Annotated in this window: 23 protein-coding genes and 2 riboswitches; of the genes, 16 read left to right on the plus strand and 7 right to left on the minus strand. The window is 39.0% G+C overall.

Features of this window, described 5'->3' with window-relative positions; all coding sequences use genetic code 11:
• Complete coding sequence (locus LZP85_RS04845; RefSeq protein WP_025910303.1) at positions 1-1,770, minus strand: B12-binding domain-containing radical SAM protein; 1,770 nt, start codon at positions 1,768-1,770, stop codon at positions 1-3.
• 218 nt (positions 1,771-1,988) lie between these two features.
• On the opposite strand from LZP85_RS04845, the gene LZP85_RS04850 reads away from it, so the two are divergent.
• From LZP85_RS04850 to LZP85_RS04865, 4 genes are all read left to right on the plus strand, one after another.
• Entirely contained in the window at positions 1,989-3,506 is a 1,518-nt protein-coding gene (locus LZP85_RS04850; protein ID WP_025908387.1) for a nicotinate phosphoribosyltransferase, read from the plus strand.
• 33 nt (positions 3,507-3,539) lie between these two features.
• A complete protein-coding gene (gene nadE / locus LZP85_RS04855) occupies positions 3,540-4,367 on the plus strand; it encodes an NAD(+) synthase (protein WP_078990019.1) in 828 nt (275 codons plus the stop codon).
• Between the two features lie 245 nt (positions 4,368-4,612).
• Positions 4,613-6,775 carry a PAS domain-containing sensor histidine kinase gene (locus LZP85_RS04860; RefSeq protein WP_119542940.1) on the plus strand — a complete coding sequence of 721 codons (2,163 nt, stop codon included), beginning with the start codon at positions 4,613-4,615 and terminating at the stop codon, positions 6,773-6,775.
• A 15-nt stretch (positions 6,776-6,790) separates the two neighbouring features.
• Positions 6,791-7,303, plus strand: coding sequence for a methylated-DNA--[protein]-cysteine S-methyltransferase (locus LZP85_RS04865; protein ID WP_061785081.1), 513 nt, complete (start codon positions 6,791-6,793; stop codon positions 7,301-7,303).
• A gap of 5 nt (positions 7,304-7,308) precedes the next feature.
• Here the strand turns inward: LZP85_RS04865 and LZP85_RS04870 are convergent, their stop codons facing one another.
• The 4 genes from LZP85_RS04870 to LZP85_RS04885 all read right to left on the minus strand — a co-directional run bounded on the left by LZP85_RS04870 (position 7,309) and on the right by LZP85_RS04885 (position 11,011).
• The gene (locus tag LZP85_RS04870) at positions 7,309-7,500 is read right to left on the minus strand and encodes a hypothetical protein (RefSeq protein ID WP_035320185.1); all 192 of its coding nucleotides are present in this window, start codon (positions 7,498-7,500) and stop codon (positions 7,309-7,311) included.
• Between the two features lie 139 nt (positions 7,501-7,639).
• On the minus strand, positions 7,640-8,686 hold the full coding sequence (mtnA, locus tag LZP85_RS04875) for an S-methyl-5-thioribose-1-phosphate isomerase (protein WP_119542942.1): 1,047 nt from the start codon (positions 8,684-8,686) through the stop codon (positions 7,640-7,642).
• A 12-nt stretch (positions 8,687-8,698) separates the two neighbouring features.
• The gene (mtnK, locus tag LZP85_RS04880) at positions 8,699-9,871 is read right to left on the minus strand and encodes an S-methyl-5-thioribose kinase (protein WP_025908391.1); all 1,173 of its coding nucleotides are present in this window, start codon (positions 9,869-9,871) and stop codon (positions 8,699-8,701) included.
• A gap of 97 nt (positions 9,872-9,968) precedes the next feature.
• Positions 9,969-10,136, minus strand: a riboswitch (SAM riboswitch).
• A 92-nt stretch (positions 10,137-10,228) separates the two neighbouring features.
• Positions 10,229-11,011 (minus strand): carbon-nitrogen family hydrolase, encoded by a 783-nt coding sequence (locus LZP85_RS04885; RefSeq protein ID WP_061785079.1) that lies wholly within the window; start codon positions 11,009-11,011, stop codon positions 10,229-10,231.
• A 107-nt stretch (positions 11,012-11,118) separates the two neighbouring features.
• On the opposite strand from LZP85_RS04885, the gene LZP85_RS04890 reads away from it, so the two are divergent.
• The 10 genes from LZP85_RS04890 (at position 11,119) to LZP85_RS04935 (ending at position 21,408) form a co-directional block, all read left to right on the plus strand.
• Complete coding sequence (locus LZP85_RS04890) at positions 11,119-12,315, plus strand: pyridoxal phosphate-dependent aminotransferase (protein WP_226639063.1); 1,197 nt, start codon at positions 11,119-11,121, stop codon at positions 12,313-12,315.
• A 96-nt stretch (positions 12,316-12,411) separates the two neighbouring features.
• Positions 12,412-12,519: riboswitch (SAM riboswitch) on the plus strand.
• Between the two features lie 88 nt (positions 12,520-12,607).
• Positions 12,608-13,846 (plus strand): 2,3-diketo-5-methylthiopentyl-1-phosphate enolase, encoded by a 1,239-nt coding sequence (gene mtnW / locus LZP85_RS04895; protein ID WP_206833405.1) that lies wholly within the window; start codon positions 12,608-12,610, stop codon positions 13,844-13,846.
• Entirely contained in the window at positions 13,846-14,505 is a 660-nt protein-coding gene (locus LZP85_RS04900) for a 2-hydroxy-3-keto-5-methylthiopentenyl-1-phosphate phosphatase (RefSeq protein WP_206833404.1), read from the plus strand. Before mtnW ends, LZP85_RS04900 begins: the two co-directional genes overlap by 1 nt.
• On the plus strand, positions 14,502-15,140 hold the full coding sequence (locus LZP85_RS04905; protein ID WP_206782764.1) for a methylthioribulose 1-phosphate dehydratase: 639 nt from the start codon (positions 14,502-14,504) through the stop codon (positions 15,138-15,140). Before LZP85_RS04900 ends, LZP85_RS04905 begins: the two co-directional genes overlap by 4 nt.
• Positions 15,141-15,153: 13 nt before the next feature.
• A complete protein-coding gene (locus LZP85_RS04910) occupies positions 15,154-15,669 on the plus strand; it encodes a 1,2-dihydroxy-3-keto-5-methylthiopentene dioxygenase (protein ID WP_206782763.1) in 516 nt (171 codons plus the stop codon).
• A 186-nt stretch (positions 15,670-15,855) separates the two neighbouring features.
• Positions 15,856-16,926: a sugar ABC transporter substrate-binding protein gene (locus tag LZP85_RS04915; RefSeq protein ID WP_206782762.1), complete on the plus strand. Its 1,071-nt coding sequence runs from the start codon at positions 15,856-15,858 to the stop codon at positions 16,924-16,926.
• Positions 16,927-16,938: 12 nt separating this feature from the next.
• On the plus strand, positions 16,939-18,444 hold the full coding sequence (locus LZP85_RS04920; protein WP_076513061.1) for a sugar ABC transporter ATP-binding protein: 1,506 nt from the start codon (positions 16,939-16,941) through the stop codon (positions 18,442-18,444).
• Entirely contained in the window at positions 18,441-19,460 is a 1,020-nt protein-coding gene (locus LZP85_RS04925; RefSeq protein WP_025908400.1) for an ABC transporter permease, read from the plus strand. Before LZP85_RS04920 ends, LZP85_RS04925 begins: the two co-directional genes overlap by 4 nt.
• A 102-nt stretch (positions 19,461-19,562) precedes the next feature.
• On the plus strand, positions 19,563-20,894 hold the full coding sequence (locus tag LZP85_RS04930) for a CoA-disulfide reductase (RefSeq protein WP_206782761.1): 1,332 nt from the start codon (positions 19,563-19,565) through the stop codon (positions 20,892-20,894).
• Positions 20,895-21,168: 274 nt separating this feature from the next.
• On the plus strand, positions 21,169-21,408 hold the full coding sequence (locus LZP85_RS04935; RefSeq protein WP_025908402.1) for an aspartyl-phosphate phosphatase Spo0E family protein: 240 nt from the start codon (positions 21,169-21,171) through the stop codon (positions 21,406-21,408).
• Positions 21,409-21,457: 49 nt separating this feature from the next.
• Here LZP85_RS04935 and LZP85_RS04940 read toward each other — a convergent pair whose 3' ends face one another.
• Together LZP85_RS04940 and LZP85_RS04945 are read right to left on the minus strand one after the other, a co-directional pair.
• Complete coding sequence (locus LZP85_RS04940; RefSeq protein ID WP_025908403.1) at positions 21,458-22,189, minus strand: ZIP family metal transporter; 732 nt, start codon at positions 22,187-22,189, stop codon at positions 21,458-21,460.
• A 145-nt stretch (positions 22,190-22,334) separates the two neighbouring features.
• Positions 22,335-23,105, minus strand: a complete 771-nt coding sequence (locus tag LZP85_RS04945; protein WP_061786600.1) for a DUF4931 domain-containing protein — start codon at positions 23,103-23,105, stop codon at positions 22,335-22,337.
• 143 nt (positions 23,106-23,248) lie between these two features.
• Between LZP85_RS04945 and LZP85_RS04950 the strand changes: the two genes are divergently transcribed.
• Positions 23,249-23,713: a MarR family winged helix-turn-helix transcriptional regulator gene (locus LZP85_RS04950; RefSeq protein WP_025908405.1), complete on the plus strand. Its 465-nt coding sequence runs from the start codon at positions 23,249-23,251 to the stop codon at positions 23,711-23,713.
• A gap of 126 nt (positions 23,714-23,839) precedes the next feature.
• Complete coding sequence (locus LZP85_RS04955; RefSeq protein WP_025908406.1) at positions 23,840-25,534, plus strand: M3 family oligoendopeptidase; 1,695 nt, start codon at positions 23,840-23,842, stop codon at positions 25,532-25,534.
• Positions 25,535-25,661 lie beyond the last annotated feature (127 nt).

A 25,661-nucleotide genomic window follows, 5' to 3' on the forward strand; every position in this document is an offset into this window, starting at 1 on the left:
TTAGCTCACTACTGGCAAATCAAAGGCTTCAACAGGAGAGGTAAACAGTTTCGTCTCGTTGGCTTTTTGATCATAGTAGAATAAAATTAAAGACTGCTTTTCTACAATTTTTCCAGTGTTTTTGTAGTATGCATAATCAAATGGAAGCAGCTCAAGAACAGTGTGCTTATAAAGCTCTTTTTCCGTTAGGTTTTCATCGACAAAGTCATCGCCTAATACCGTTGGCTTTGCAAGTATTTGCTGATAGTAATGAGAACGAACTTGCTTATCTAACTTATCATCCCACCAAGGTTTGCGAGGCTTGTGTTTTTGATTGAATAAATAGTCAATCTTCATGAAGCCTTCAATGATTGCTTCGTTTTTAAAGCTTTCTGTTTCAATATATTGCTTTAAGCGTTTAAACAAATCTTCAAGCTGGTGTCCAATACGTGCCCAGCCCATCTCATCCCAGAACGTACCAAAGTTTTGGAAGAAATCAAATGGCGTTTCGTAACAGTTCTGGACCAGGAACTCAATCGTCTCGTCCATGCGGTGATCATTCCAGAATTTCTCTAAGATATCCTCAACGTGCTTAATACGAACAACATCAGAAAACGGCAGAACGTTATTACTTAGAATTTCATACGGTGACTGGTCCATAAACTGATAGTTGTAACGCTGCGCACTAAGGCGTAAACCTGTTCCACGAAGCATCTTTAAGAACCCGAGCTGAAGCTCTTCTGGACGCAGAGCAAATACGTCATTAAACGTGTTTTTAAACGAATGGTAGTCTTCATCAGGAAGGCCTGCAATTAAGTCTAAGTGCTGATCGATTTTACCGCCATCTTTGACCATCGTAACGGTACGAGTAAGCTTTGTGAAGTTTTGCTTACGCTTTACAAGCTCGTTTACAGCATCGTTTGTCGACTGGACACCAATTTCAAAGCGGAAGAGTCCAGCTGGTGCATGGTCATTTAAAAACTGAATAACTTCTGGACGCATGATGTCAGCCGTAATCTCGAATTGGAAAACAGTACCAGGCTTGTGCTCGTCAATTAAGAACTGAAACATTTCCATAGCATAGCTGCGGCTAATGTTGAATGTGCGGTCCACAAATTTGATGGTTTTAGCACCGTTATCCATTAGATAGCGAATGTCATCTTTGATTTTCTCGCGGTCAAAGTAGCGCACGCCTACTTCAATAGAAGATAAGCAGAACTGACAGCTAAACGGACAGCCGCGACTTGTTTCAATATAGACAACACGCTTAGATAAAGAATTGCGATCCTCTTCAAACCGGAACGGTGAAGGCATTTCGCGAAGATCAATTTTATTGCGCTGTGGATTCACTACGTGTTTCCCATCTTGTCTAAATGCAACACCGCTGACGTTTTCAAACTGACGGTTTCCATGAAGCTCATCTAAGAGCTGCTTGAACGTTTCTTCTCCTTCACCAATTACAATGAAATCAGCTTCTGGGATACGGTCTAGCCAGTACGGAATATCATATGTTACTTCCGGTCCACCGAAAATAATCGTTAGGTTAGGGTTAATTTTTTTTAACATTTGTGCGACTGTAATCGTTTCTTCAATGTTCCAAATATAGCAGCTAAATCCAATGATATCAGGATTGCGCTTATATAAATCCGTCACGATATTCATCGCTGGATCTTTAATCGTATATTCAGCCATCTCAACGTGATAGTCAGGTTCTGCGTATGCTTTTAAACATCGAAGGGCCAAAGATGTGTGAATGTATTTGGCATTCAATGTACTGACAACAATGTTCATGTAAAAAGGCTCCTTTATTTAACATAATCTTAAACCAATTCACTATTGTAGCACATTTAATGGACAAAGTATAAAAGTGATAAGAAATCCTCTCTAGAAAATTTGCTTTTCTAGTATCTGTTTATTTATTTAAATGAGGGAATGTATTATACTTACTCTATTGTAAAGAGGTTTACACAAATATAATGGAATTGTAAAAATTGTTGGGGGTACGAATGATGAGCAGGCGATATGCTGACGATAGCTTAGCTTTACATACAGATTTGTATGAGCTAAATATGGCCAATACATATTGGAAAGATGGAATTCATAAACGCAGGTCTGTATTTGAAGCTTCGTTTCGTCGAATGCCTTTTGATAATGGCTACGCAGTCTTTGCAGGACTAGAACGAATGATTGATTTCATCGCGAATTTTCGATTTTCAGAAAGTGATCTCGATTATTTATCCAGCGAGCTGCACTATGAAGATGAATTTATTGATTATTTAAAAGGAATTCGTTTTACGGGTAACGTTAAATCGGTGGTAGAAGGTGAAATGATTTTTGCGAATGAACCTATTCTTCAAGTGGATGCACCGTTAGGAGAAGCACAGCTTATTGAAACACCGCTTTTAAACATTTTAAACTTTCACCCATTAATTGCAACCAAGGCTTCCCGAATTCGCTTAGCAGCTGGAGAAGATGCGGTGTATGAGCAAAGTGATAATCGTTTGATGGAATTTGGAGCAAGGAGAGCTCACGAGCTTGATGCAGCGTTATATGGAGCGCGAGCAGCTTATATTGGAGGGTTTGATGCGACTAGCAATGTGCGAGCAGGAAAAGTGTTTGGTATTCCAATCTCTGGAACGCATGCTCATGCGCTGGTACAGGTGTACCGTGATGAATATACTGCGTTTAAAAAATATGCGGAATCTCATCAAAACTGCATTTTCCTTGTTGATACGTACAATACCCTCAAGTCAGGAATTCCAAATGCGATTCGCGTTGCTAAAGAGATGGGGGATCGCATTAATTTTGTTGGTATTCGCTTAGATAGCGGAAAGCTTCCTTATTTATCTCAAGAAGCACGACGGATGCTAGATGAAGCAGGGTTTCAAAACGCGCGCATTTTTGCTTCAAATGATTTAGATGAACATAGTATCATGGATTTGAAAGCACAAGGAGCTAAAATTGACGGCTGGGGTATCGGCACAAAGCTGATTACTTCATATGATCAGCCCGCGCTTGGCGCAGTTTATAAACTTGTATCAATTGAAGGTGAAAACGGGGAGCTTGTTGATACCATTAAGCTGTCAGATAATCCTGAAAAGGTATCGACGCCTGGATTAAAGGATGTATACCGTATTGTTAATCAAGTAAACGGAAAATGGGAAGGCGATTATATTGCCATGCAGAATGAGCAGCCAAACGATGAGCATCATTTGAAGATGTTTCATCCGGTTTATACTCATGTAAGTAAGTTTGTCACAGATTTTCATGCCCGTAAGATTCATAAGCAAATTTTTGAATCTGGTAAACTCATCTACAAACAGCCGTCAGTCGAAGAGATGCGCGCATATTGCTTACAAAATCTTAATCATTTGTGGGATGACTATAAAATGATTGCTAAATCGAACGAAGAAGTGCTGCGACCAACCGAATACCCTGTGGACCTTAGCACAAATTGTTGGAATAATAAGATGGATAAAATCAATGAAGCGCGCTCTAGAGCGTCTCAGCTATTAACTCATGTATAACAATTAGACAATTAGAGGTAGGGAGAGGACCATATGACGAAGCAACAGTACATCATTGACGAAATGAAAGTAAAGCCAGTTATTGACCCTAAAGAAGAAATTCGTAGAAGTGTCGACTTTTTAAAAGAATATATGAAGAAGCACTCGTTTTTACGTTCATTTGTACTAGGCATTTCAGGAGGCCAAGATTCTACGTTAACAGGTAAGCTTGCCCAAATGGCTATAGAAGAATTAAATGAAGAAGCAGGCGAAGAAACATATCAGTTTATCGCTGTGCGTCTACCGTATGGTGTACAAGCTGATGAACAAGACTGTCAAGACGCTCTAGCCTTCATTCAACCAAGTCGTTCGGTTGCTGTTAACATTAAGCCTGCTGTAGATGCAATGATTGCGGCAGTCGAAGAAGCAACGGGAGAAATTGTTTCTGACTTTAACAAAGGAAACGTAAAAGCACGTGAACGTATGATTGCACAGTATAGCATTGCTGGCATGCATCAAGGAGTTGTGCTTGGTACGGATCATTCTGCAGAGGCAGTGACTGGATTCTTTACGAAATTTGGAGATGGTGGCGCAGATTTAGTGCCGATTTTCCGTCTTAATAAGCGCCAAGGCAAACAGCTGTTAAAAGAATTAGGTTGCCCTGAACATTTATATTTAAAACAACCGACAGCTGATTTAGAAGAAGATCGTCCACAGCTGCCAGATGAAGAAGCATTAGGAGTTACATATAATCAAATTGATGACTATTTAGAAGGTAAAGAAGTTGGGGAGGAAGCAAGTAGGAAAATTGAGAGTCATTTCGTTAAAACAGCTCATAAACGCAGCCTGCCTATTTCAGTATTCGACGATTTCTGGAAATAATTTTTAAAAAGTCCGCTATGTGTATAGATGTACGCGTAGCGGACTTTTTTCAGGAAGATTTTCATTGGTTTTTTAAAGGTGAAAAAAGAAATTTGTAGAATAATAGTGTATTAGTGACTAATGTGCCTATCAATGACTGCGCACATATCTACCTGGGAATCGTTAGATTATGAAAGAGAGTAGGAATTTGTCGAAATAGCTTTGTCTTTTGATAGGAAGAAAGAGTTTAGAAAGGAGGATGTGGCATGGCTCCACATCGGCAACTACCGATTGAACAAGACCAACGCGAAGAAGTAAAGCAGTTGCGTGCCATTTTTAATGCAGTTTCAGATGCAATTATTGTATTTGACGAGAATTTTTGCGTTCAGCATGTTAATGAAGCAGCCAGTCAGTTATTTGACAAACATTATGATGAACTGATTGCATATCAATTAAAAGACTTTCTTATGTTGTTTCCGTATGATGTCATCAATGATTATTATCCAACGCTAGTAGAAAATCAGAAGTTTACTTATAAAGGTACAATGAGCTTGCAAAATGGCATCGTAAAATATGTAGAGTTTACGTGCGAACAACGAAGCGAAGCCTCTGGCAGTACGATTTGTACTTTCCGTGACATTACAGCACAAAAAATGGTGGAGAACGAACGCTTTTTGAGTCAGCATATGTTTATGGACGTATTCAACGAAGCGGTTGATGGGATTGTCATTTTTGATCGAGCAGGGCAGCTGATTGATGTCAATCCATCGTTTTGTGACCGGTTGAATTTTTCAAAAGAATACTTATTAACAAAAACGTTAACAGAATTAGTTGAGCCTGCTTATCACTATAAGCTAAAAAAATTATGGCGCCTTCTTCAGCAGCAAGGAAAAGCGAGCGGAGAACTTCCGATTAAGCTTGAAAATGGAGACGTAACTTTTTTTGAATTCACGACAACCGCAAATATTTATAGTCGTTACTATATGTCAATTATGCGTGACGTAACGGAAAAAAGAAGAATGGAGCAGAAATTGTTGCGAAGTGAGAAAAATTTTCGAGCCATTTTTGAAGATGCAATTGAAGCTATTTTAATTTGGCGTCATGACGGGGTAATTGTAAATGCTAACGCAGCTTCTTCCAGAACATTTGAACTACCCTTAGAAGAACTAATCGGCACAAATCTTCAAACGTTTATTAATAAAAAAGATCGTCACGTATGGAAGCTTTATTATCAATTTATTGAGCAGGAAGAGATTCGGGAAGAGCTTACCTTTTATATGCCAAACGGAGAAGAAAAAGAGCTTGAGTTTACAGGGAAAAAAGGCATTATTGAAGGCTATCATTTAACCATTTTTCGCAATATCAGCGAGCGAACCAAAATGGAGCAAGAACTTCGGAATAATGAACAAAAGTTTCGTAAAATCTTTGATGGTTCCATAGATGGCTTAATCTTATGGGACGGAGAGCAGCAAATCATTGATGTTAATGAGCCTGCTTGTGAAATTTTAGAACAAACGAAGGAAGAGATTTGTTCCCAAACGATGGAAATGTTTTTATCATCCTCTAACTTTGATTTAGTCATTGAGCATAAGGCTACGATTGAGAGCAAAGGTGAAGGAGAAGGGGACATTCAGTATAAAACAGCTAGCGGTAAAGTGAAGCAAATTGAGTTTTCGACGAAAAAAGGTATTTTACCAGGCCTATACATGACAATTATTCGCGATGTAACGGAGAAAAAGCAAATGGAGGAGCAAATTCGGAAATCGGATACGCTTCAAGTAGTAGGGCAGCTTGCAGCTGGCATTGCGCATGAAATAAGAAATCCAATGACCGCATTAAAAGGTTTTATTCAGCTACTTGAAGATAGCATGAAAGAAGGTCATTCGCTTTATTTTGATATTATTACGTCTGAACTGCAGCGAATTGAATCAATTATTACAGAGTTTTTAGTATTAGCTAAGCCACAAGCAATTAAATTTGAAGAGAAATCACTAGCCGTCATCGTACAAGAGACGATTGATTTATTGAATGCTCAAGCTTTACTTGAAAATGTTCAATTTGAAACAGACTTCGATCCATCATTGTCAAAGGTTTATTGTGAGCCTCATCAGCTAAAACAAGTGTTTATTAATGTAATTAAAAATGCAATTGAAGTGATGAAGGGTGGAGGGGTAATCTCCATAGAGGTCAAGCATCGTAACAATCGCTATATGAGAGTATCCATTCATGATGAAGGAGAAGGCATGCCCCCAGAGCGAATTCGTAAGCTAGGAGAACCGTTTTATACCACAAAAGAAAAAGGAACTGGACTTGGACTGATGGTGTCTTATAAGATAGTAGAAGAACATAAGGGATATATTGAAGTAGAAAGTGAGTTAGGGGTCGGAACAACATTTCATGTGATGTTACCCGTTTCCCAAGTACAATAGAGAGAGGAGAAAACGATGAATTACTATGGAAGCATTCCGCTGTTTGACAATGAACATGTGTATGTTACATGTTCTGATAAAGGGATTTCCGGTTTATTCTTTTCTTTTGATGAGTTGATGTTACAAACAAAGGGAACGGCCACTTTGCTCGAAAATCATGAATATATTAAAGAAGCGACAAAGCAGCTACATGAGTATGTAGTTCAAACGCGGCAAAACTTTGATCTTCCGTTAGAAATAACAGGAACGGCTTTTCAGCAAAAGGTGTGGAAAGAACTTAAAACCATACCATATGGAGAAGTCATTTCCTATAAACAGTTAGCAAGTATGATTGGACAGCCAAAAGCTGTTCGTGCCGTAGGACAAGCAAATCGTAGAAACCGTCTACCTATCTTTTTACCTTGTCATCGTGTTGTTGGCGCATCAAAAGATTTAACTGGCTATGCAGGAGCACAGGTTCATTTAAAAGAGAAGCTTTTAACGTTAGAAGGAATACAAGTAGCAAACGGAAAGGTTGTATTAGCGTAGCGCTGCTAGGCTTCATCATCGTTCTCTAGCTTCCATCCTTCCCCTTGTACAAATACACCATCTACGGACGTGAACGTTTCGTCTGAATGATCTTGCTGAATGGTTTGATTTGTAACATCTAAAAGCTGAAATTGCTCCTTTCGTGCCCGCTGCTTTCGCTTTTTACAGGTTGAGTCGGGATGTTCTTGTTTGGTCATAGCTACCCCTCCTATACAGATTTCGCTTAACATGATAAAACTAACTATAATATATGTAGGTAGATGATAAATTACTGTTACATTTATGTTACAAAGCAAAAAAGAGAGAATCTCATTGTAACCTGAGATTCTCTCTTTTTTAGTTTAGTACGAGTTTAATTGTATCGACAGAAGGTGAGTGAATAATGCCATGCTCTGTGATGATGGCCGTAATGAATTCACTTGGCGTAACGTCAAATGCCGGGTTATAAACAGAAATATTGTCTGGAGCAACTTGTACATCACCGATATGCGTAATTTCCTTTGCAGAGCGCTCTTCAATTGGAATTTCTGCTCCTGATGCGATCGATAAATCAAACGTTGATTTTGGAGCTGCTACATAAAACGGAATATTAAATGCTTTTGCTAAAAGTGCAAGCCCATATGTTCCAATTTTATTAGCAGTGTCACCGTTAGCTGCAATACGGTCAGCTCCGACAATAATGGCATTAATCCCTTTTGTTTTAATGGTATGTGCAGCCATACTATCTGTGATAAGTGTCACATCTACGCCTGATTTTTGAAGCTCCCATGCCGTTAAGCGTGACCCTTGGAGAACGGGGCGTGTTTCGCACGCAAATACTTTCAGCGGAATATCACGCTCTTTTGAAATATGAAAAGGCGCTAAAGCAGTTCCATAATATGCTGTGGCAATCGAGCCAGCATTACAAATTGTCATAACACGATCGTGTTTATTAAACAGCGATAATGCATAATCACCTATGCGGTAGCAGGTGGCTTCATCTTCCGCTTGAATTTGAATCGCTTCATGAATAACAAGTGTTTTAGCCTCATTTATGGAAATGGCGCTATTGATGCTGTTTACTACGCGTTCTAACGCCCAAAATAAGTTGACGGCTGTTGGGCGAGAACTCGCCAAAAATTCTTTGTCGGCCTGCAGCTTTTTTTTGAATTCTTCAATCGTCTGTACATCGTAGTTTTGAAGCGAAAGCGCTAAGCCAAACGCTGCGGTAATGCCGATTGCAGGTGCCCCTCGTACTTTTAGCGTAACGATAGCGTCCCATACGTCTTGTAAAGTATGTAGCTTAATATATTCAACTGTGTTTGGTAATAGCTGCTGGTCAAGCAGTGAAATAAACGTTTCCTTCCATTCAACTGAACGAGGGAGTGTAAGAGTGTGTGTCATGTTGGGCTCCTTTCATTCTTCAATCAAGTTCTTAAAATCATGTGCACTAATTTCTGTTTGATGAGTTAGTAAATAACGTCCTAAACGAAGAGCTGCTTTTTGAGCGTTTAAGCGCTCTTCATCAGGCAATGAATCAATATCTACTACGTGCGCCAATCCAATTGTACGTCGAATTAACTCGCACCCTGCGTAGCCAACAGCATCCGTCCACGTTTGTTGTAAGATATAGTCGGAATAGTTTGGATTTTTAACGAACGGTTCCACTTTAGACTCAACCCAAAGTTTGTTCCATGTTGTTTGGAAAACATCCCACGTTTTGGTGATATGATCCAAAAGTACACTGCGTTTTTGAGCAGGACGAGACAAGGTGTTAAGCAGAAGATTGGCAACAAACTGTCCTAAGTCAAAGCCAAAGGGCCCATAAAATGCAAACTCAGGATCAATAACTTTTGTTTCGCGCTCACTAGCAAAAATACTACCCGTATGCAGGTCACCGTGTACAAGCGTTTGGCTACTTGTTAAAAACTTTTGTTTAAGCTTAGCTACTTCAAGCTTAGCTTCTTCATCTGTCCATAAGTTTTCTACATCGCTTCGAAGCGTTTCTTCAAATTCATTTGTATTGTAATCAAAAAACGGATCTGTAAACACTAAGTCTTCTGTAATATTGCATAAATCAGGGTTAATATATTGAGCAACCAGCTCTTTTTTCTCCTGTGGCTTAATCGCAAAGTCAGACGTCTCAAATGCAATATGAGCTAAAAATCTACCGATATGTTCTGAAAGAAGTGGGTATGTTTCTCCTTGGATTAATCCTGTACGAGAAATTGTTAGGTGAGACAGGTCTTCCATGACCGTAACAGCTAAGTTTTCATCATGATAATAAACGTCTGGAACGAGTTCGGGTGTTAAGCTGCCAAACTGTTTGAGCGCATTGCTTTCAATCGTTGCGCGCTTGAGTGATAAAGGCCAGCTTTCTCCTACAACTTTCGCATAAGGAAGAGCCTGCTTTACAATAATGGACTTGTTGGTTTGGTCGTTCACAATATGAAAAACAAGGTTTAAATTGCCATCACCAATTTCACGAGCTGTAAGAGCTTCACTTTCCGAAAATAACTTCAGCTGTTTCACAAGTCTAATCGCTGTAATTTCATTTAGTGGCTCATATGTATAAGTTGTTGTTGTCATCGTTATCTACCTCCATAAAAAATAAGTATACCGGAGGCTTTTAAATCATATAAAAGCCTCTTTCGGTGAGTGAAAGAGGCTTGATTGTCATTCAAACCTCTTATCTGCCAGAAAGATTTCTCTTTCTGTTGGAATTAGCACCGTGCCTTCATAAAACAACGAATTGTTTTATAGCGCTAAAAAGCTGCGCTCCATTTCACAATGGTATTACGGTCGGTTGCTGGGCGTCATAGGGCCAAATCCCTCAGCCAACTCTTGATAAGAGTAAAGATATTATTTAATTTTGATTTGTTTGACTTATTAGTAACTTCTGGAGAACATCGTATCATGTGAATTTTTGGATGTCAACAGCGAAATTTAATAAAATTCTGTGCGACGATCTGTAAAGACCGGAATTTGTTCTCGGATTGCCTTTACGGTTGATAAATCAACGTCTGCTGTTAGTATTTCTTCATTTTCACCTGCTTCTGCAATAATTTCTCCCCAAGGGTCAATGATTAACGAATGACCAGCAAATGTGTTAGCTGGATCGTCTCCAGAGCGGTTGCAGGCAACCACGTAGCATTGATTTTCAATGGCTCTGCTTACTAGAAGTGCTTTCCAGTGAGCAAGTCTTGGCTTGGGCCACTGAGCAACCACAAAAAGGAGTTCTGCACCTGCGCTTGTATGAACGCGAATCCATTCTGGAAAGCGAATATCATAGCAAATAACGCCTGCGCATAATGAGTTTTCAAGCGTAAAGATGTTTTTGGTTTCACCTGGTTGTAGAAATAAGTGCTCATTCATCAGCTTAAATAAGTGTAGCTTGTTATATTGCGAGACCTCCTGGCCTTCACGATTAAAGACATACATTGTATTCGTAACGCCGCTTTTTGTTTTCTTAGCAACTGATCCAGCGATGATGTTCACGCTGTGTGTTTTGGCGAAAGCAGAGAAAAAGCTAGTCGCTTGCTTACCTTCTGAGTCCGCGATAGCGTCGAGGTTCTGTAAATCATAAGCCGTATCAAAAAGTTCTGGCAGTATAAGAATATCTGGAGATTCAAGCAGTGCTTCCTTCATTTTTTTTTCAGCATGCTCGTAATTTTTTTTAGGGTTTCCAAATGCAAGATCAAGTTGTAAACACGCTACTTTTAAGCTCATTAAACTTCACCATCCTGATTTATTTTATAAAAATGACTTTACAAGTTGACTATTACAATATATTATTTGTGACTAGAATTTCAAGAATTTTTTGAGAAGGTGTTCACATGAAGCAGTTTGAACAATCAGAACTATTGAAGAGTTTACCGAAACAATTTTTTGCATCCCTTGTTAGCAAAGTTGCAAAAGTAATAAAAGAAGGGCATGATGTGATTAATTTAGGGCAAGGAAACCCAGATCAGCCAACGCCCCCTCATATTGTCAAGGCACTTCAAGACGCGAGTGAAAATCCAAACTACCACAAGTACTCACCGTTTCGCGGACAAGCTTTTTTGAAAAAAGCGGCAGCAGCGTTTTACGAAAGAGAATACGGTGTCCAGCTAAATCCCGAAAAAGAAGTCGCTATTTTGTTTGGAGGCAAAGCTGGGTTAGTAGAAATTCCTCAGTGTTTACTTAATCCTGGAGATACAGTTTTAGTGCCCGACCCAGGTTACCCAGACTATTGGTCAGGAGTGGAGCTAGCACGAGCGAAAATGGAAGCTATGCCCTTGAAAAAAGAGAATGATTTTTTACCAGTTTACGAGGAAATAAGCGAAGAAGTGAAGCAAAAAGCTAAGCTCATGTTTTTAAACTACCCAAATAATCCGACCGGCGCAGTAGCTACGGCATTATTTTTCGAAAAAACGGTTGAATTTGCTCGCCAGTACGATACGTGCATTGTACATGACTTTGCGTACGGCGCAATTGGGTTTGACGGTCAAAAGCCCATTAGTTTTCTGCAAACTCCAGGTGCCAAAGAAGTGGGCATTGAAATTTATACGCTATCCAAAACGTATAATATGGCGGGGTGGCGCATCGGTTTTGCTGTTGGAAACGAAAGCGTTATTGAAGCGATTAATCTTTTACAAGATCACTTATTTGTAAGTGTATTTAGCGGAATACAGCAAGCAGCCGCGGTTGCTTTACTAGAGTCACAGAACTGCGTAGATGAACTAGTCGAACGCTATGAATCTCGTCGCCAGGTTCTCATTCATGGACTGCGTGAAATCGGATGGGACGTTGAAGCCCCACCAGGGTCGTTTTTTGCGTGGTTGCCGGTTCCAAAAAGCTATACATCAGAAGAATTTTCTGATTTGTTACTTGAAAAAGCACACGTCGTTGTTGCTCCTGGAATTGGGTTTGGTGAATACGGAGAAGGCTATGTGCGCGTAGGTTTATTAACCGATGAAGATCGACTGAAAGAAGCGGTTGATCGAATTGCTAAATTAAATTTATTCAAAAAATACGTTGACAATTCTTTTTGAGTTGGCTTAATATGTAAGAAGTTGTTGATTCATAAACACATATTTTTGATGAATACGATTAGCGTGAAAATCGATTATACAATATAAATAGCAATTTTCTTATTAAGAGTAGGTGGAGGGACTAGCCCTGTGAAGCCCGGCAACCGACTTAACGTTTTGTTAAGCACGGTGCTAAATCTTGCAGCAGTAGCTGAGAGATAAGAAGAGAGCAAAAAAGCCTCTTCTTTCTCACAAGAAGAGGCTTTTTTATTTCGTAACGATGGGAAATTTACAGCAAGGGAGTTTGAAGCAAATGAGTGAAATCGTTGCAAGTTATTTATTACATGATGAAAAAGGAAATTTTGAAAAAAAAGCAGAAGGCATTGCTCTAGGCTTAACGGTAGGTTCTTGGACAAATCTACCTCTGCTTGAGCAGGAGCAACTTAGAAAGCACAAAGGGCGCGTAGTTGACATTACACTACTTGAAGACTGCGATCGCGTCAACAATTATTTAGAGCAAACGACAAAGCAAGCGATTGTGAAAATTGGTTATCCGCTTTCTAATTATACAAATGATTTACCTGCTATTTTAGTTACTGTTTTCGGAAAACTATCATTAGACGGAAAAGTAAAATTATTAGATTTAGAGTTTTCACAAGAAGCATTAGCCGCTTTTCCTGGCCCACGCTTTGGAATTGAAGGGATTCGTGAGAAACTAAAAGTGTACGATCGTCCTCTTGTAATGAGTATTTTTAAAGGTGTAATTGGGCGTGATATGGATTATTTAACGGAGCAGCTTCGGGCACAAGCACTTGGAGGTGTCGATCTTGTAAAGGATGACGAAATCCTATTTGACAACGAACTGACACCGTTCGAAAAGCGTATTACAGAAGGGAAAAAAGTTCTTGATGAAGTATATAAAGAAACGGGTCATCGTACGCTATATGCCGTAAATTTAACGGGGCGTACATTTGATTTAAAAGAGAAAGCTAGAAAAGCAGCGGAGCTCGGAGCCGATGCTCTATTGTTTAACGTGTTTGCATATGGACTAGATGTGCTACAAGCTCTTCGTGAAGATGATGATATTAACTTACCAATCATGGCTCACCCAGCAGTAAGCGGTGCGTTAACACCATCTGAATTTCATGGATTCTCAAATTCTCTTTTACTAGGAAAATTACTTCGTGTTGTTGGAGCAGATTTTTCACTATTCCCATCACCGTACGGCAGCGTCGCGATGCCGCTTGAAGATACAGCTGGAATTACATACGAGGTAACAAGACCGCTACATACCTATAAGCAAACGTTCCCGGTTCCATCAGCAGGTATCCACCCAGGCATGGTTCCGCAGCTTATTTCCGATTTCGGTGTGGATAGCATTATTAACGCAGGCGGAGGCGTACACGGTCACCCAGATGGAGCAGTCGGTGGAGGAAAAGCATTCCGTGCAGCAGTTGATGCTACGCTTGCTGGACAGCCTTTAGAAGATACAAATGACGAAGCGCTACAAAAAGCACTTGAGCTATGGGGAGCAGTGAAGGTGAAAGGGTGATGAACGTGAAGATTTTCTGTGACTTTGACGGTACGATTACAAACAGCGATAACATCATTGCCATTATGAAAAAGTTTGCTCCAAGTGAGTGGGAAGCTATCAAAGATGATGTGTTGGCAGAGCGCGTATCGATTCAAGAAGGCGTTGGCAAAATGTTCTCTTTACTGCCAATCTCTTTAAAAGAAGAGATTGTATCATTTATTTTATCAAGTTCGGAGATTCGAACAGGATTCGAGCAGTTTGTGCATTACACAAAAGAAAAGGATATTCCGCTATATATTGTCAGTGGAGGAATTGACTTTTTTGTTGAACCAATGTTAGACGGCAAAATAGATAAAAAGAACCTTTACTGCAACGGCTCAGATTTTTTAGGGCAAACGATTAAAATTACGTGGCCTCATACATGCGATAGCCACTGTGAAAATGGCTGTGGCTGCTGTAAGCCGTCAATTATACGAAACCTGGTAGATGACAAAGATTTTATCATCGTAATTGGAGATTCCATTACGGATTTGCAGGCAGCAAAAATGGCTGATTGCGTATTGGCACGTGATTTCTTGCTTCAGAAATGCAAAGAGTTACATTTACCGCATCGGCCGTTTGAAACATTCCATGATGTCATTGAACATATTAACGAATTATCGGAGGTGGAAGTATGAGTATTTTAGCACAGCAGCGTTTACAAGAGATTGCGGATGTAAAAGAAGAACTTGCACAGCGAGATTGGTTTTTTGGAACTAGTGGTAACTTATCGATTAAAGTAAGTGAAGAGCCAACAACCTTCTTCGTATCAGCTAGTGGAAAAGATAAGCGAAAGCGTACAAGTGAAGATTTCTTACTTGTAGATAGCCATGGGAAAGCAGCGGAAGAAACACACTTGAAACCTTCCGCTGAGACGCTTTTACATGTTAAGGTTTATAGTCATACAAACGCTGGGTGCAGCCTGCATGTACATACAATTGATAACAACGTCATTTCTGAACTATATGGCGACGAAGGAAAGGTAACGTTTAAGGGGCAAGAGATTATTAAAGCACTCGGTATTTGGGAAGAAGATGCAGAGGTTACCGTTCCGATTATTCCGAATTATGCGGACATTCCGACGTTAGCTGAAGTCTTTGCTGAATATGTAACGGCGGATCAAGGGGCTGTTTTAATTCGTAACCACGGTATTACCGTATGGGGGGAAAATGCATTTGAAGCGAAAAAAGTGCTAGAAGCATACGAGTTTTTATTTAGTTATCACGTGAAAATTCTTTCACTAAAGAAATATAATCAACCAACACTTACTTAAGGGGGAGTTACATATGGCAAACATTCGTTTACATGCAACAGATGCACGCATTGAAAATCAAGAAGAGGTAGCAAGCTTTTTAGCTAATAATGAAGTCATTTATGAAAATTGGGATATTACAAAGCTACCTGAAAATCTGCGTGAAAAATTTAATTTAACAGACGAAGAAAAAGAAGAAATCTTAGCTTCATTTGATACAGAGATTAGGGATATTTCTGAGCGACGAAGTTATCAAGCACAAGATGTGATTTCGTTATCAGATACAACGCCTAACTTAGAAGAGTTATTAAAAAACTTTCAGCGTGAGCATCACCATACGGACGACGAAGTTCGTTTTATCGTCAGTGGACATGGTATTTTCGTCATTCAAGGAAAAGATGGTTCATTCTTTGATGTCGAGTTAGAGCCAGGTGACTTAATTTCTGTTCCAGAAAATGTGCGTCATTATTTTACACTAATGGAAGATCGCAAAGTAGTAGCCGTTCGTATTTTTGTTACAACAGAAGGCTGGGTGCCAATCTACGAATAAATTGAGATTGTAGACAAGGAAAAATAGCAGGATGTATGCGTGGTTAACGCAAGAAAATGCCGCTTCTGTTCTTGATGAAGCGGCATTTTCTTAAGCAATAAAAGCTTTAAGTCGGCGCTTGCTCTTCATTGCGCTAGGAATAATTCTTACTATTTTTATGAGAATAGTAATAGATGGAGGAAGAAGATGAAACATGTAAAAAAATGGTACAGTCCATTTATTTTATTGCTATTTGTCCTGTTCGTTACGGTTGGATGTACAAACGAACAGCCGGATATAAACGCGGCAAGTAAGCCACAAGTCAAAGAAGAACAAAAGACAGAGGCGAATTTCACAGCAAAAAACGTTAGTAAAGATACGAAAGTCGCTCTTATTGCCGAGTTTACGACGGGAACGCACGCAGCCCAGTATATTAGCGGTGCAACAGCGGCTGCCAAAGAACAAGGTATTCAGCTTACCGTGTCAGATGCCAATAACGATCAGTCAAAAATGGCAGCGTATTTAGATACGGCAATTAATCAAAATGTGGATGGTATTATCATTAAGCACGGTCGTTCTGAAACGTTGGAACCTGGCGTGAAGCGTGCCGTTGCAAAAGGTATACCCGTTGTTGCATTTGATGTTGAGCTAGATGTAGACGGCGTAACAACGATTGACCAAGATGACTATATGTTGGCGCTGCAAGGCTTAAAGCAAATGATGCAGGATATTAATGGCGAAGGAAAGATTGTGTACATTTTTGTTGGTGGTTTTGCGCCAATGGAAAAGCGAAACACCATTTATGAAGCAATGCTAGAACGTTATCCGGACGTAGAAGAAGTAGCGCGATTTGGAAACGCTACATCTAATACATCGCTAGATACCCAAACAAAAATGGCGGCTATCTTGAAAAAATATCCAAACAAAGGCGACATTACAGCCGTATGGGCACCTTGGGACGAATTCGCCAAAGGAGCTACGCGTGCAATTAAAGAAGCTGGCCGAGATGAAATTAAAGTTTACGGCGTCGATTTATCGGATGAAGATCTGCAGATGATGCAAGAAGAAAATAGTCCATGGAAAGCATCAGCAGCGGTAAATCCAGCAGCAATTGGCGAAAAGCAAGTGGAATTTGTTCTGCAAAGAATTGCTGGACAAGACATACCGAGATATTACTCGTTTAACCCAACGCTCATCACTCAGGATGATTTACCTGATGCGCCTATTAATATGGGCCAAGTGGGTGAGTTTGTAGAAGCTTGGAATCAAAAAGAGTAGAGGAGAAGGCAGATGACGATCGAACAATTAGAAATGAAGCATATCGCAAAGTCATTTGAATCATTTCAAGCGCTTCAAGATGTGAGCTTTACCGTGAAAAAAGGCGAAATCCATGCTTTACTGGGAGCAAACGGTGCAGGGAAAAGTACGCTGATGAAAATATTATCTGGAGCATACTCAGAATATACTGGGACCATTTACAAAAATGGTCATTCTGTTACGCTTGGTTCTCCAAAAGACGCAAAAAACTTAGGTATTGCAATTGTTCATCAAGAAGTCGATGTCGCGCTTGTACCATCACTAACGGTGGCAGAGAATATTGTGCTGGACCGCCAAACAAGTAAAGGTAGCCCTGCAATTGTTAAGTGGAAGCAACATGATACTGAAGCGAAAAAGGCGCTTGCTATGCTGGGTTCAACGTTAAACGTTAAAAAGAATGTATCGGAATTAACGCTAGCAGAAAAGCAGCAGGTATTACTCGCTCGTGCGATCTTACAAGATGCGGAATATATTATTTTAGATGAACCAACAGCACCGCTAAGTCAACATGAGACAAAGCGTTTGTTTGAAGTTGTGACGAACTTAAAGAAAAAAGGCATGGGTATTATTTATATTTCTCATCGCCTTCAAGAAGTTAGCGACCTATGCGACGTTTACACCGTTTTAAAAGATGGAAAGCATGTTGTGACAAAAGCAATTGTGCAATCTACAATGCAAGAAATGATTACATTTATGCTAGGGAAGCAAGTAGCGCAGGAGTCGGTACGTGAAGAGGTAGCGGTGGGAGCTGAACTGCTTCGTGTAGAAAAGTTGTCTTTGCCAAACGTACTACAAGATATTACCTTTCATGTTAAAGAAGGTGAAGTTGTTGGCATTGCGGGACTTGTCGGCGCAGGGAAAACAGAGCTATGTCGAAGCTTATTTGGTCTGGAGAACAAAACAGCGGGTCAGCTATCAATGCGCAATCATCCGCTTTTAGTAAATCGCTCTCCTCGTTACTATATTAAAAATAAGCTTTCTCTCATACCAGAAGAAAGACGAAAAGAAGGCATTTTAGTAGACGAATCGATTGTACTTAATTTGTCACTTCCAAGCTTAAAAGATTTTACGAAATGGTCTTTTGTACAAAAGCGAAAACAAAAAGAAGCATCTCAGAGTGTTGCTGCGAATGTTGGTGTTAAAGCCTCGTCTGTTGAGCAAAAAGTAAAAACGCTAAGCGGTGGGAATCAGCAAAAAGTAGCTATTGGTAAATGGCTCTTAAAAGAGACCGATGTATATATATTTGATGAGCCAACAAAAGGAATTGATATCGGCTCCAAACAGGAGATTTTCTCAATAATGAATGAGCTAACTAAACAGCAAAAAGGCATTTTATATGCAACTTGTGAATTTGATGAACTAGTCAACATGGCTGATCGAATTTACGTTATGTATAATGGGAAAATTGTAAAAGAACTATCGAAAGCAGAAGCAACGTATGAACAGCTATTTTATTACGCGTCTGGAGGAACGGTATGAGTGCAGAGTTAGTGAATGAACAAGTAAAAGCAAAGAAACAAACAGGACAGCTGATGGAGTTTGTCACAAAATACGGTACGGTAGTAGCCATTTTATTAGTCACCATCTTTTTTTCAATTGCTTCACCCAATTTTTTAACTCCAGGAAACATCAGCGATATTTTACGTTCGATTTCAATTGTAACGCTTATCGCATTAGGTGTGACAATTTCACTGACTGTAAATGGTCTTGATTTATCAGTTGGCTCGACGGCTGGGTTAGCAACCATTCTATCAGCATCGATGCTTGTATTGCACCGTCAAGAGCTGCTAGTGGCATTGTTGATTCCTATTTTAGCTTCACTTCTTGTAGGGCTTGTGAATGCATTTTTTGTCGTGAAAGTTAAAATTCCTGATATTTTAGCCACGCTATCAATGATGTTTATTGTGCAGGGAATCTTGTTAACCTATACGAAAGGATCGGCTATTTATACGAATATGCCTTTAGAAAGTGGAGAGCGTGCACCTGGAATCTTTATTCCTTCTTTTTTAGCCTTAGGACAAGGACATGTTTTGGGAGTTCCGGTGCCAGTAATTATTATGCTCCTTGCTGTCCTCGTTGTACATATTTTCTTCACGTATACAAAATACGGACGATTCTTTTATGTAACGGGTGGAAATATGGAAGCAGCGAGGCTTTCAGGAATTCCAGTCAACCGCTACCGCATGTATGCCTATGTGTTATCTAGCTTACTAGCGGGGATTGGAGGAGTTGTGTTAGCAGCGCGAATTGGGGTAGGAGAAGTGAATGCAGGAGCTCCTTTTCTAATGGACGCCGTTGCCGCAGCCTATATCGGCTTCTCTGTATTTGGAGCAGGTAAACCGAATATTATTGGCACGCTGCTGGGGTCTATTTTAATTGGCGTTCTCTTAAATGGTTTAACGATGTTAAATGTTCCGTATTATACACAAGATATTATTAAAGGAACGGTTCTTGCAGCGGCTTTAGCTCTTACATACTATCGTTCAAAGAAATGATTACGGTAGATTGCACGAGGTGACTTTGTCATCTTCGTGCAATTTTTTTGTTTGAAATCGGGCAAAGTAAGGGAAATATGCAAATAAAAAGGGGGCTATAAAATGAAGCGAATTATTGTAATTGGAGGCGTTGCAGGTGGTATGAGTGCAGCATCTCAGCTGCGTCGCTTAGATCAAGAAGCCGAAATTATTGTATTTGAAAAAGGCCGAGATGTTTCATATAGTGCATGCGGTATGCCGTATTATTTATCAGGTGTTGTGAAAGAGCAAGAAAGTCTTATCGCTCGAACAGTTGATGAGTTTAAAGAGCGTGATATCACGGTTCATCTTCAACATGAAGTAAAAGAAGTGAATCACATAAAGAAATATGTTGTTGTACATAATCATCAAACAAATGAGTCACAAGAAGTGTCGTACGATGAGCTTATTATCGCAACGGGAGCTTCAGCTGTAAAGCCACCCTTTATGATTGATGCTCAAAATGTTTTTTCATTAAAGACGTTAGAAGATAGTACGAACATCCATCGTTATTTAAAAGAAGAAAATGTACAAAAAGTTGTGATTATCGGCGGTGGATATATTGGAATGGAATTAGTAGAGACCATGCATCTATTAGGAAAGCAAGTGTCTGTTATTGAGCGTGGGAATCATATACTATCCATGTTTGACGAAGAAATTGCTACACGAATACAGGGCGAGCTGAAAAATGATATTGCTTTTCATGTCAATGAACAAGTAGAAGAGTTAATTGCAGACCGTGAAAAAATAACTGCGGTTCGCACCAATAAAAATACGTATGAAGCAGACCTTGTTATTGTAAATGTGGGAGTGAAGCCAAATACATCTTTTTTAGAGCGAAACGGCATTCGAATGCTCGAAAACGGTGCGATTCTCATTAATGACAAAATGGAAACCAACGTTCCGCACCTGTATGCAGCAGGTGATTGTGCAAGCAGCTACCATCTTGTGTTGAAAAAGCCGGTTCATTTTTCACTTGGTACAATTGCTAATAAGCAAGGGAGAATTTTAGGCGCAAACCTAGGAGGAGAAGATAAACATTTCCCAGGTGTCATTGGTACCAGCATCCTAAAAGTTATGGATTTAGAAGTTGCTAAAACTGGAATTACTGAAAAAGAGGCAAAAGCAGAAAACCTTCAATATAAAGCGGTTACGGTAGACGCTTATAATCATACGCCGTATTATCCAGATGCAACAAAAATGTTGGTTAAACTTATCTATGAAAAAGATACACATATTATACTAGGAGCACAAATTATGGGTAAGTCAGAAGCAGCCAAGCGGATTGATGTGTTTGCAACAGCCATTACGGCACGGCTAACAACTGAGCAATTAACCATGCTAGATCTTAGCTATGCTCCGCCTTTTGCTACCGTTTGGGATGCGGTTCAAATTGCTTCTCAAAAAGCGACATAATCAGAGGCCGACGTGAATTTATCACGTCGGTTTTATCGTCTAAAGGAGACGTTGCAGAATTTGTAGATGCGTTGTCATATTTGCATGTTTTGTCGAAGCGGAATTTTTTTTAAAAATTTAAAGGTTGAGAAATCAACGTTGGTAACGCTTTCTTTCTTTAGGATAAAAAAACTTTATAAGAAAAATGTCTATTATTGCGACTCTATTTACATATTTAGTAGAATTTGTAATAATGCGTTATAGGCTAATTTTTCTTTTAATAGGAGAGGATCTTGTGTTTGGTTTAAAAAAGCAAAGTAAATCAGAAGCGTTATTTATACAAATTGTGAGGAAAAGACAAAAAATGGTGGAGATTGGTGGAAAAACAGGTTTATCAAGTGAAGAAACGATTACCTGTAGTCAAGAGCTAGATCAACTTTTAACGCTTTATCAAAAACAACTGTTACGTGAGGAAGAAGATCGGACAAGCATTACAGCAACAATCAGTCGCTTTTTGTCTTTTTCAAAATCGTAAAAAAGGGCAGCAAAGCTGTGCTCGAATCTGCCCTATATCTACTTGTACCTTAAAAGAAGTTAATAAGAAAAACCATAAATAATAGGCCCATGATGAAAGAATACGTTGCAAAGCGTTCATTTCCATCTCCATGACTTTCCGGTATTAGCTCTTTGTAAATGATAAACAACATTGCTCCAGCTGCGAATGCTAATCCATACGACACAAGAGACTCGACAAAATTAGTGAGATAAAAACCAAGTAGTGACGTAATAATTTCTACTGATCCTGTTAATGTTGCAATAAAAAATGCTTTGAACTTACTGATATTTTGCTGCGCTAAAAACAAAGCAACTAATAATCCTTCCGGTGCATTTTGTAATCCGATGGCTAAAGCAATCAGGTTTCCGGTATTTTCTGCATCAGATGCATAGCTTACACCAACTGATAATCCTTCTGGCAAGTTATGTAGCGTAATTGCTGCAATAATTAATAAAGCTTTTTCGTCAAACTGAATCCCTGTTTTAGAATGTTCTAAGTCAATATGAGGTATGTTTTGTTCTAAAATTGTAAGCGTCATGACCCCGAGTAAAAGCCCGATTGCTAACGAATAAAAACTTCCGCTTGCAAGGGATTCAGGAATTAAGCTCATTGTTGAAGCAGCCATCATAATTCCGGCTGTAAACGCGAGCAACACGTCTTTCCAACGGTGCGTTACTGCCTGATTCATAAACAGAATTGGCACAGCACCAAGTCCTGTAGATAGTGCAGAAAGAATACTGCCTATAAGTACGTCTGTCATAACAATCTCCTTTTTCTTCTATCTTTCCACATCATTACTACACTCATTATAATCTTCTTTATTCTTTCGCGAAAGCAGAACTTCTTTCATATTCTCATATGAAAAAAGCTTGAAGAACATTACTTCAAGCTTTTTTCATTGTTGCTTATTTTGAAAAATAAAGAGAGTGAACTTGTTTTGCAATCTCTTCAATTTTGTTTGACACCTGAGGGATTCCATACCCAACAAACAGCGGAGAGGTTGCAAAGCGAGGAATCACTTTACATGCACTTCGTCCATCATCCAACTGATAAAAAAACAGGTTATAGCTCGTGCAGCTACGATGGAAATGATTAAGCAAATAATGAGTAGCAGCTTGAATATAATCAGCTACTTCTTTATTATGTTCTTCAATATTCGATGTCACAATGTTAAATTCAAAAAATCCCATTCTTGGCTTTGTAGATAAGTTAAACTCGACATCTTTATTTTGTTGAATTGAGATGCCTTCAAAATGTGCATCAGTAATATTTGAGCTTGTATCAAACGTTTTTAATCCAATGATTTGCATATGCGGATGGCGAAGAGAACCACCTGACATGGGTCCGTGATTTTTAAAGAATAAGACGGACTCATATTTTTTACTCTCAATCATCTGTAGCCAGCGAGTAGTGACAAACGAAAACAGTTTATACAAATGCTCTTTTGGATATTCTGATAGTTCTGATTGACATTGATCTGTTTCGATAATCACAGTTTGGTAAGCATTTTGGAGAACTGGGTACTTGTTTTCTAACCAAATAATTGAATCTTCTTTTTCAATAATGCCTGTTAAGGAGTCCACATCACAGAATGGACAAGGATTTTGACGATTTACAATGGTTTCTGGTTTTTGTGAACCAATTGCTGAATTAAAAAATAAATGAGATGGTTTCATAAGCTTCACCTTTTTAATCTAATTATATCTATTGTAGTAGAACAACTAGAAGAAATCTACTGTTTAGCTTGCTTCGTTGACTTTTTAACCAGATTTTAGTATTATCTTGATATCGAGATAAATTAAAAAAGGAACTGATAAAAATGGATTCAACAGTAAATCGAGAAGAATTAGATCAATCTTTAAAATTATTCATTGTTCTATCAAGAGCGAATCGTTCCGTTATGGAGCATGTTCATAAGTTTATTCAACAACACGGTATGAACCCAACTGAATTCGCTGTATTAGAGCTTTTATATCATAAAGGAAAACAGCCTCTTCAGCAAATTGGTGGCAAAATTTTATTAGCAAGCGGTAGCATCACGTATGTTATTGACAAGCTAGAGAAAAAGAGCTTTTTAGAGCGTGTAGCTTGTCCAAATGATCGTCGTGTCACGTATGCGCAAATTACAGAAGCAGGAAAAGAAATGATTGAAAGCATGTTTCCTGATCATGAGAAGCGCATTCATAGTATTTTATCTGTTCTTACAAGTGAAGAGCAAGAAGTAGCCATTTCGCTACTAAAGAAAATTGGACACTATGCAGATGAGTATACGCCGTCTGAATAAAGCAAAAAAGCATCGGTTTGATGCTTTTTTTGTGTGAGAAAATAGCGATTGCGGATTGTTTAAAGGAGATTATGTAATCATCACGAAGTACATAAATGAGCCTATAAAAAGAGAGGGGAAAAAGACGTGACATTTCATCAATATACATATGAAAGACCGGATTTAAATCAGCTGAAAAAAGAGTTTAAACAAAGCATTGGCATTTTAAAAGAAGCTAAAACCATTGAAAAACAGTACGAAGCGATTGAAGAATTAAACGAGTTGCGAACAGATTATAGTACGATGAGCAACTTATGTTATATTCGCCATTCCATTGATACAAACGATGAGTTTTATCAAAACGAACAGGATTATTTTGATGAAATCAACCCTCTGTATGAAGAGCTTATGCATCAATACTACGAAGCGCTTGTTTCATCAAGCTTTCGCGAAGAGCTAGAGGCTGCATTAGGAACGCAGCTATTTGCATTAGCTGAAAACCAATTAAAAACGTTCCATCCGTCTATCATTGAAGATTTACAACAAGAAAACAGACTTTCTTCTCAGTATACGAAGCTTATAGCCTCCGCTAAAATTATGTTTGACGGTGAAGAACGCACTCTTGCTCAGCTGGAGCCTTTCATGCAGTCACCAAACAGAGAAACTAGAAAAAGTGCTGCGACTTCACGCTTTCAATTTTTTAAAGACCATGAAGATGAATTTGATCGGATTTATGATGAGTTAGTTCAAGTACGAACAAAAATGGCAAAAAAGCTGGGGTATAAAAATTTTGTAGAGCTTGGGTATGCACGTATGACTCGTACAGACTATAACGCAGAGATGGTTCAAGCATTTCGCGCGCAAGTCTTAACAGAAATTGTTCCATTAGCAGAAGAACTTAAAAAGAGACAGGCAGATCGTATTGGAGTTGACGAATTACTCTATTATGATGAGTCGTTTGAATTTCAAACAGGCAACGCAACCCCAAAAGGAGATGCAAGCTGGATTATTGAGAAAGGTAAAAAGATGTATAGTGAGCTTTCAGCAGAAACAGATGAATTCTTTGCTTTTATGATGGATAATAATCTTATGGACTTAGTTGCAAAGAAAGGCAAAGCGGGTGGAGGCTACTGTACGTTTTTAGAACGTTATAAAGCACCGTTTATTTTTTCGAATTTTAACGGGACCTCAGGTGATATTGATGTATTAACTCACGAAGCAGGACATGCTTTTCAAGTATATCAAAGCCGAAATATTGGGGTAATGGAATATTATTGGCCAACTTATGAATCAGCTGAAATTCATTCTATGAGCATGGAGTATTTTACGTGGCCGTGGATGGAAAGTTTCTTTAAAGAAGACGCACAAAAGTATAAGTTTACTCATTTAAGCTCAGGCCTTCTTTTTCTACCTTATGGTGTAGCAGTTGATGAGTTTCAGCATGTTGTCTATGAAAACCCAACGCTCACGCCAAAAGAGCGAAAAAATGAATGGAGAAAGCTAGAACATAAATACATGCCTTCTAAAAACTATGATGGGGAAGCTTACCTTGAAAACGGCGGATTTTGGCAAAAGCAATCCCATATTTATAACGATCCATTTTATTATATTGATTACACGCTGGCGCAAATTTGTGCATTTCAATTTTGGAAAAAAGATAATGAAAATCATGAAGAGGCATGGAGAGACTATTTGCACTTATGTAAGCTGGGTGGAAGTAAGTCGTTTACTTCGCTTGTGAAAGAAGCCAATTTGCTTTCTCCTTTTGAAGACGGTTGCGTAAAGTCAGTTGTTGGTGAGATTAAGGCTTATTTAAATAGTATAGATGATCAATCATTGTAAGGAAAAGCGAGCTGAAGTGGCTCGCTTTTTGTTACTTTGTAAAGGAAATGAATGAGAAATATAAAGAAATGAGCATAGTGTAAAGAGTTTGTTAGAAGACTGTAAAAACGCTCTTTTTTCCTTTTTT

This window comes from Priestia flexa (assembly GCF_021441905.1).
Lineage (GTDB): Bacteria > Bacillota > Bacilli > Bacillales > Bacillaceae_H > Priestia > Priestia flexa.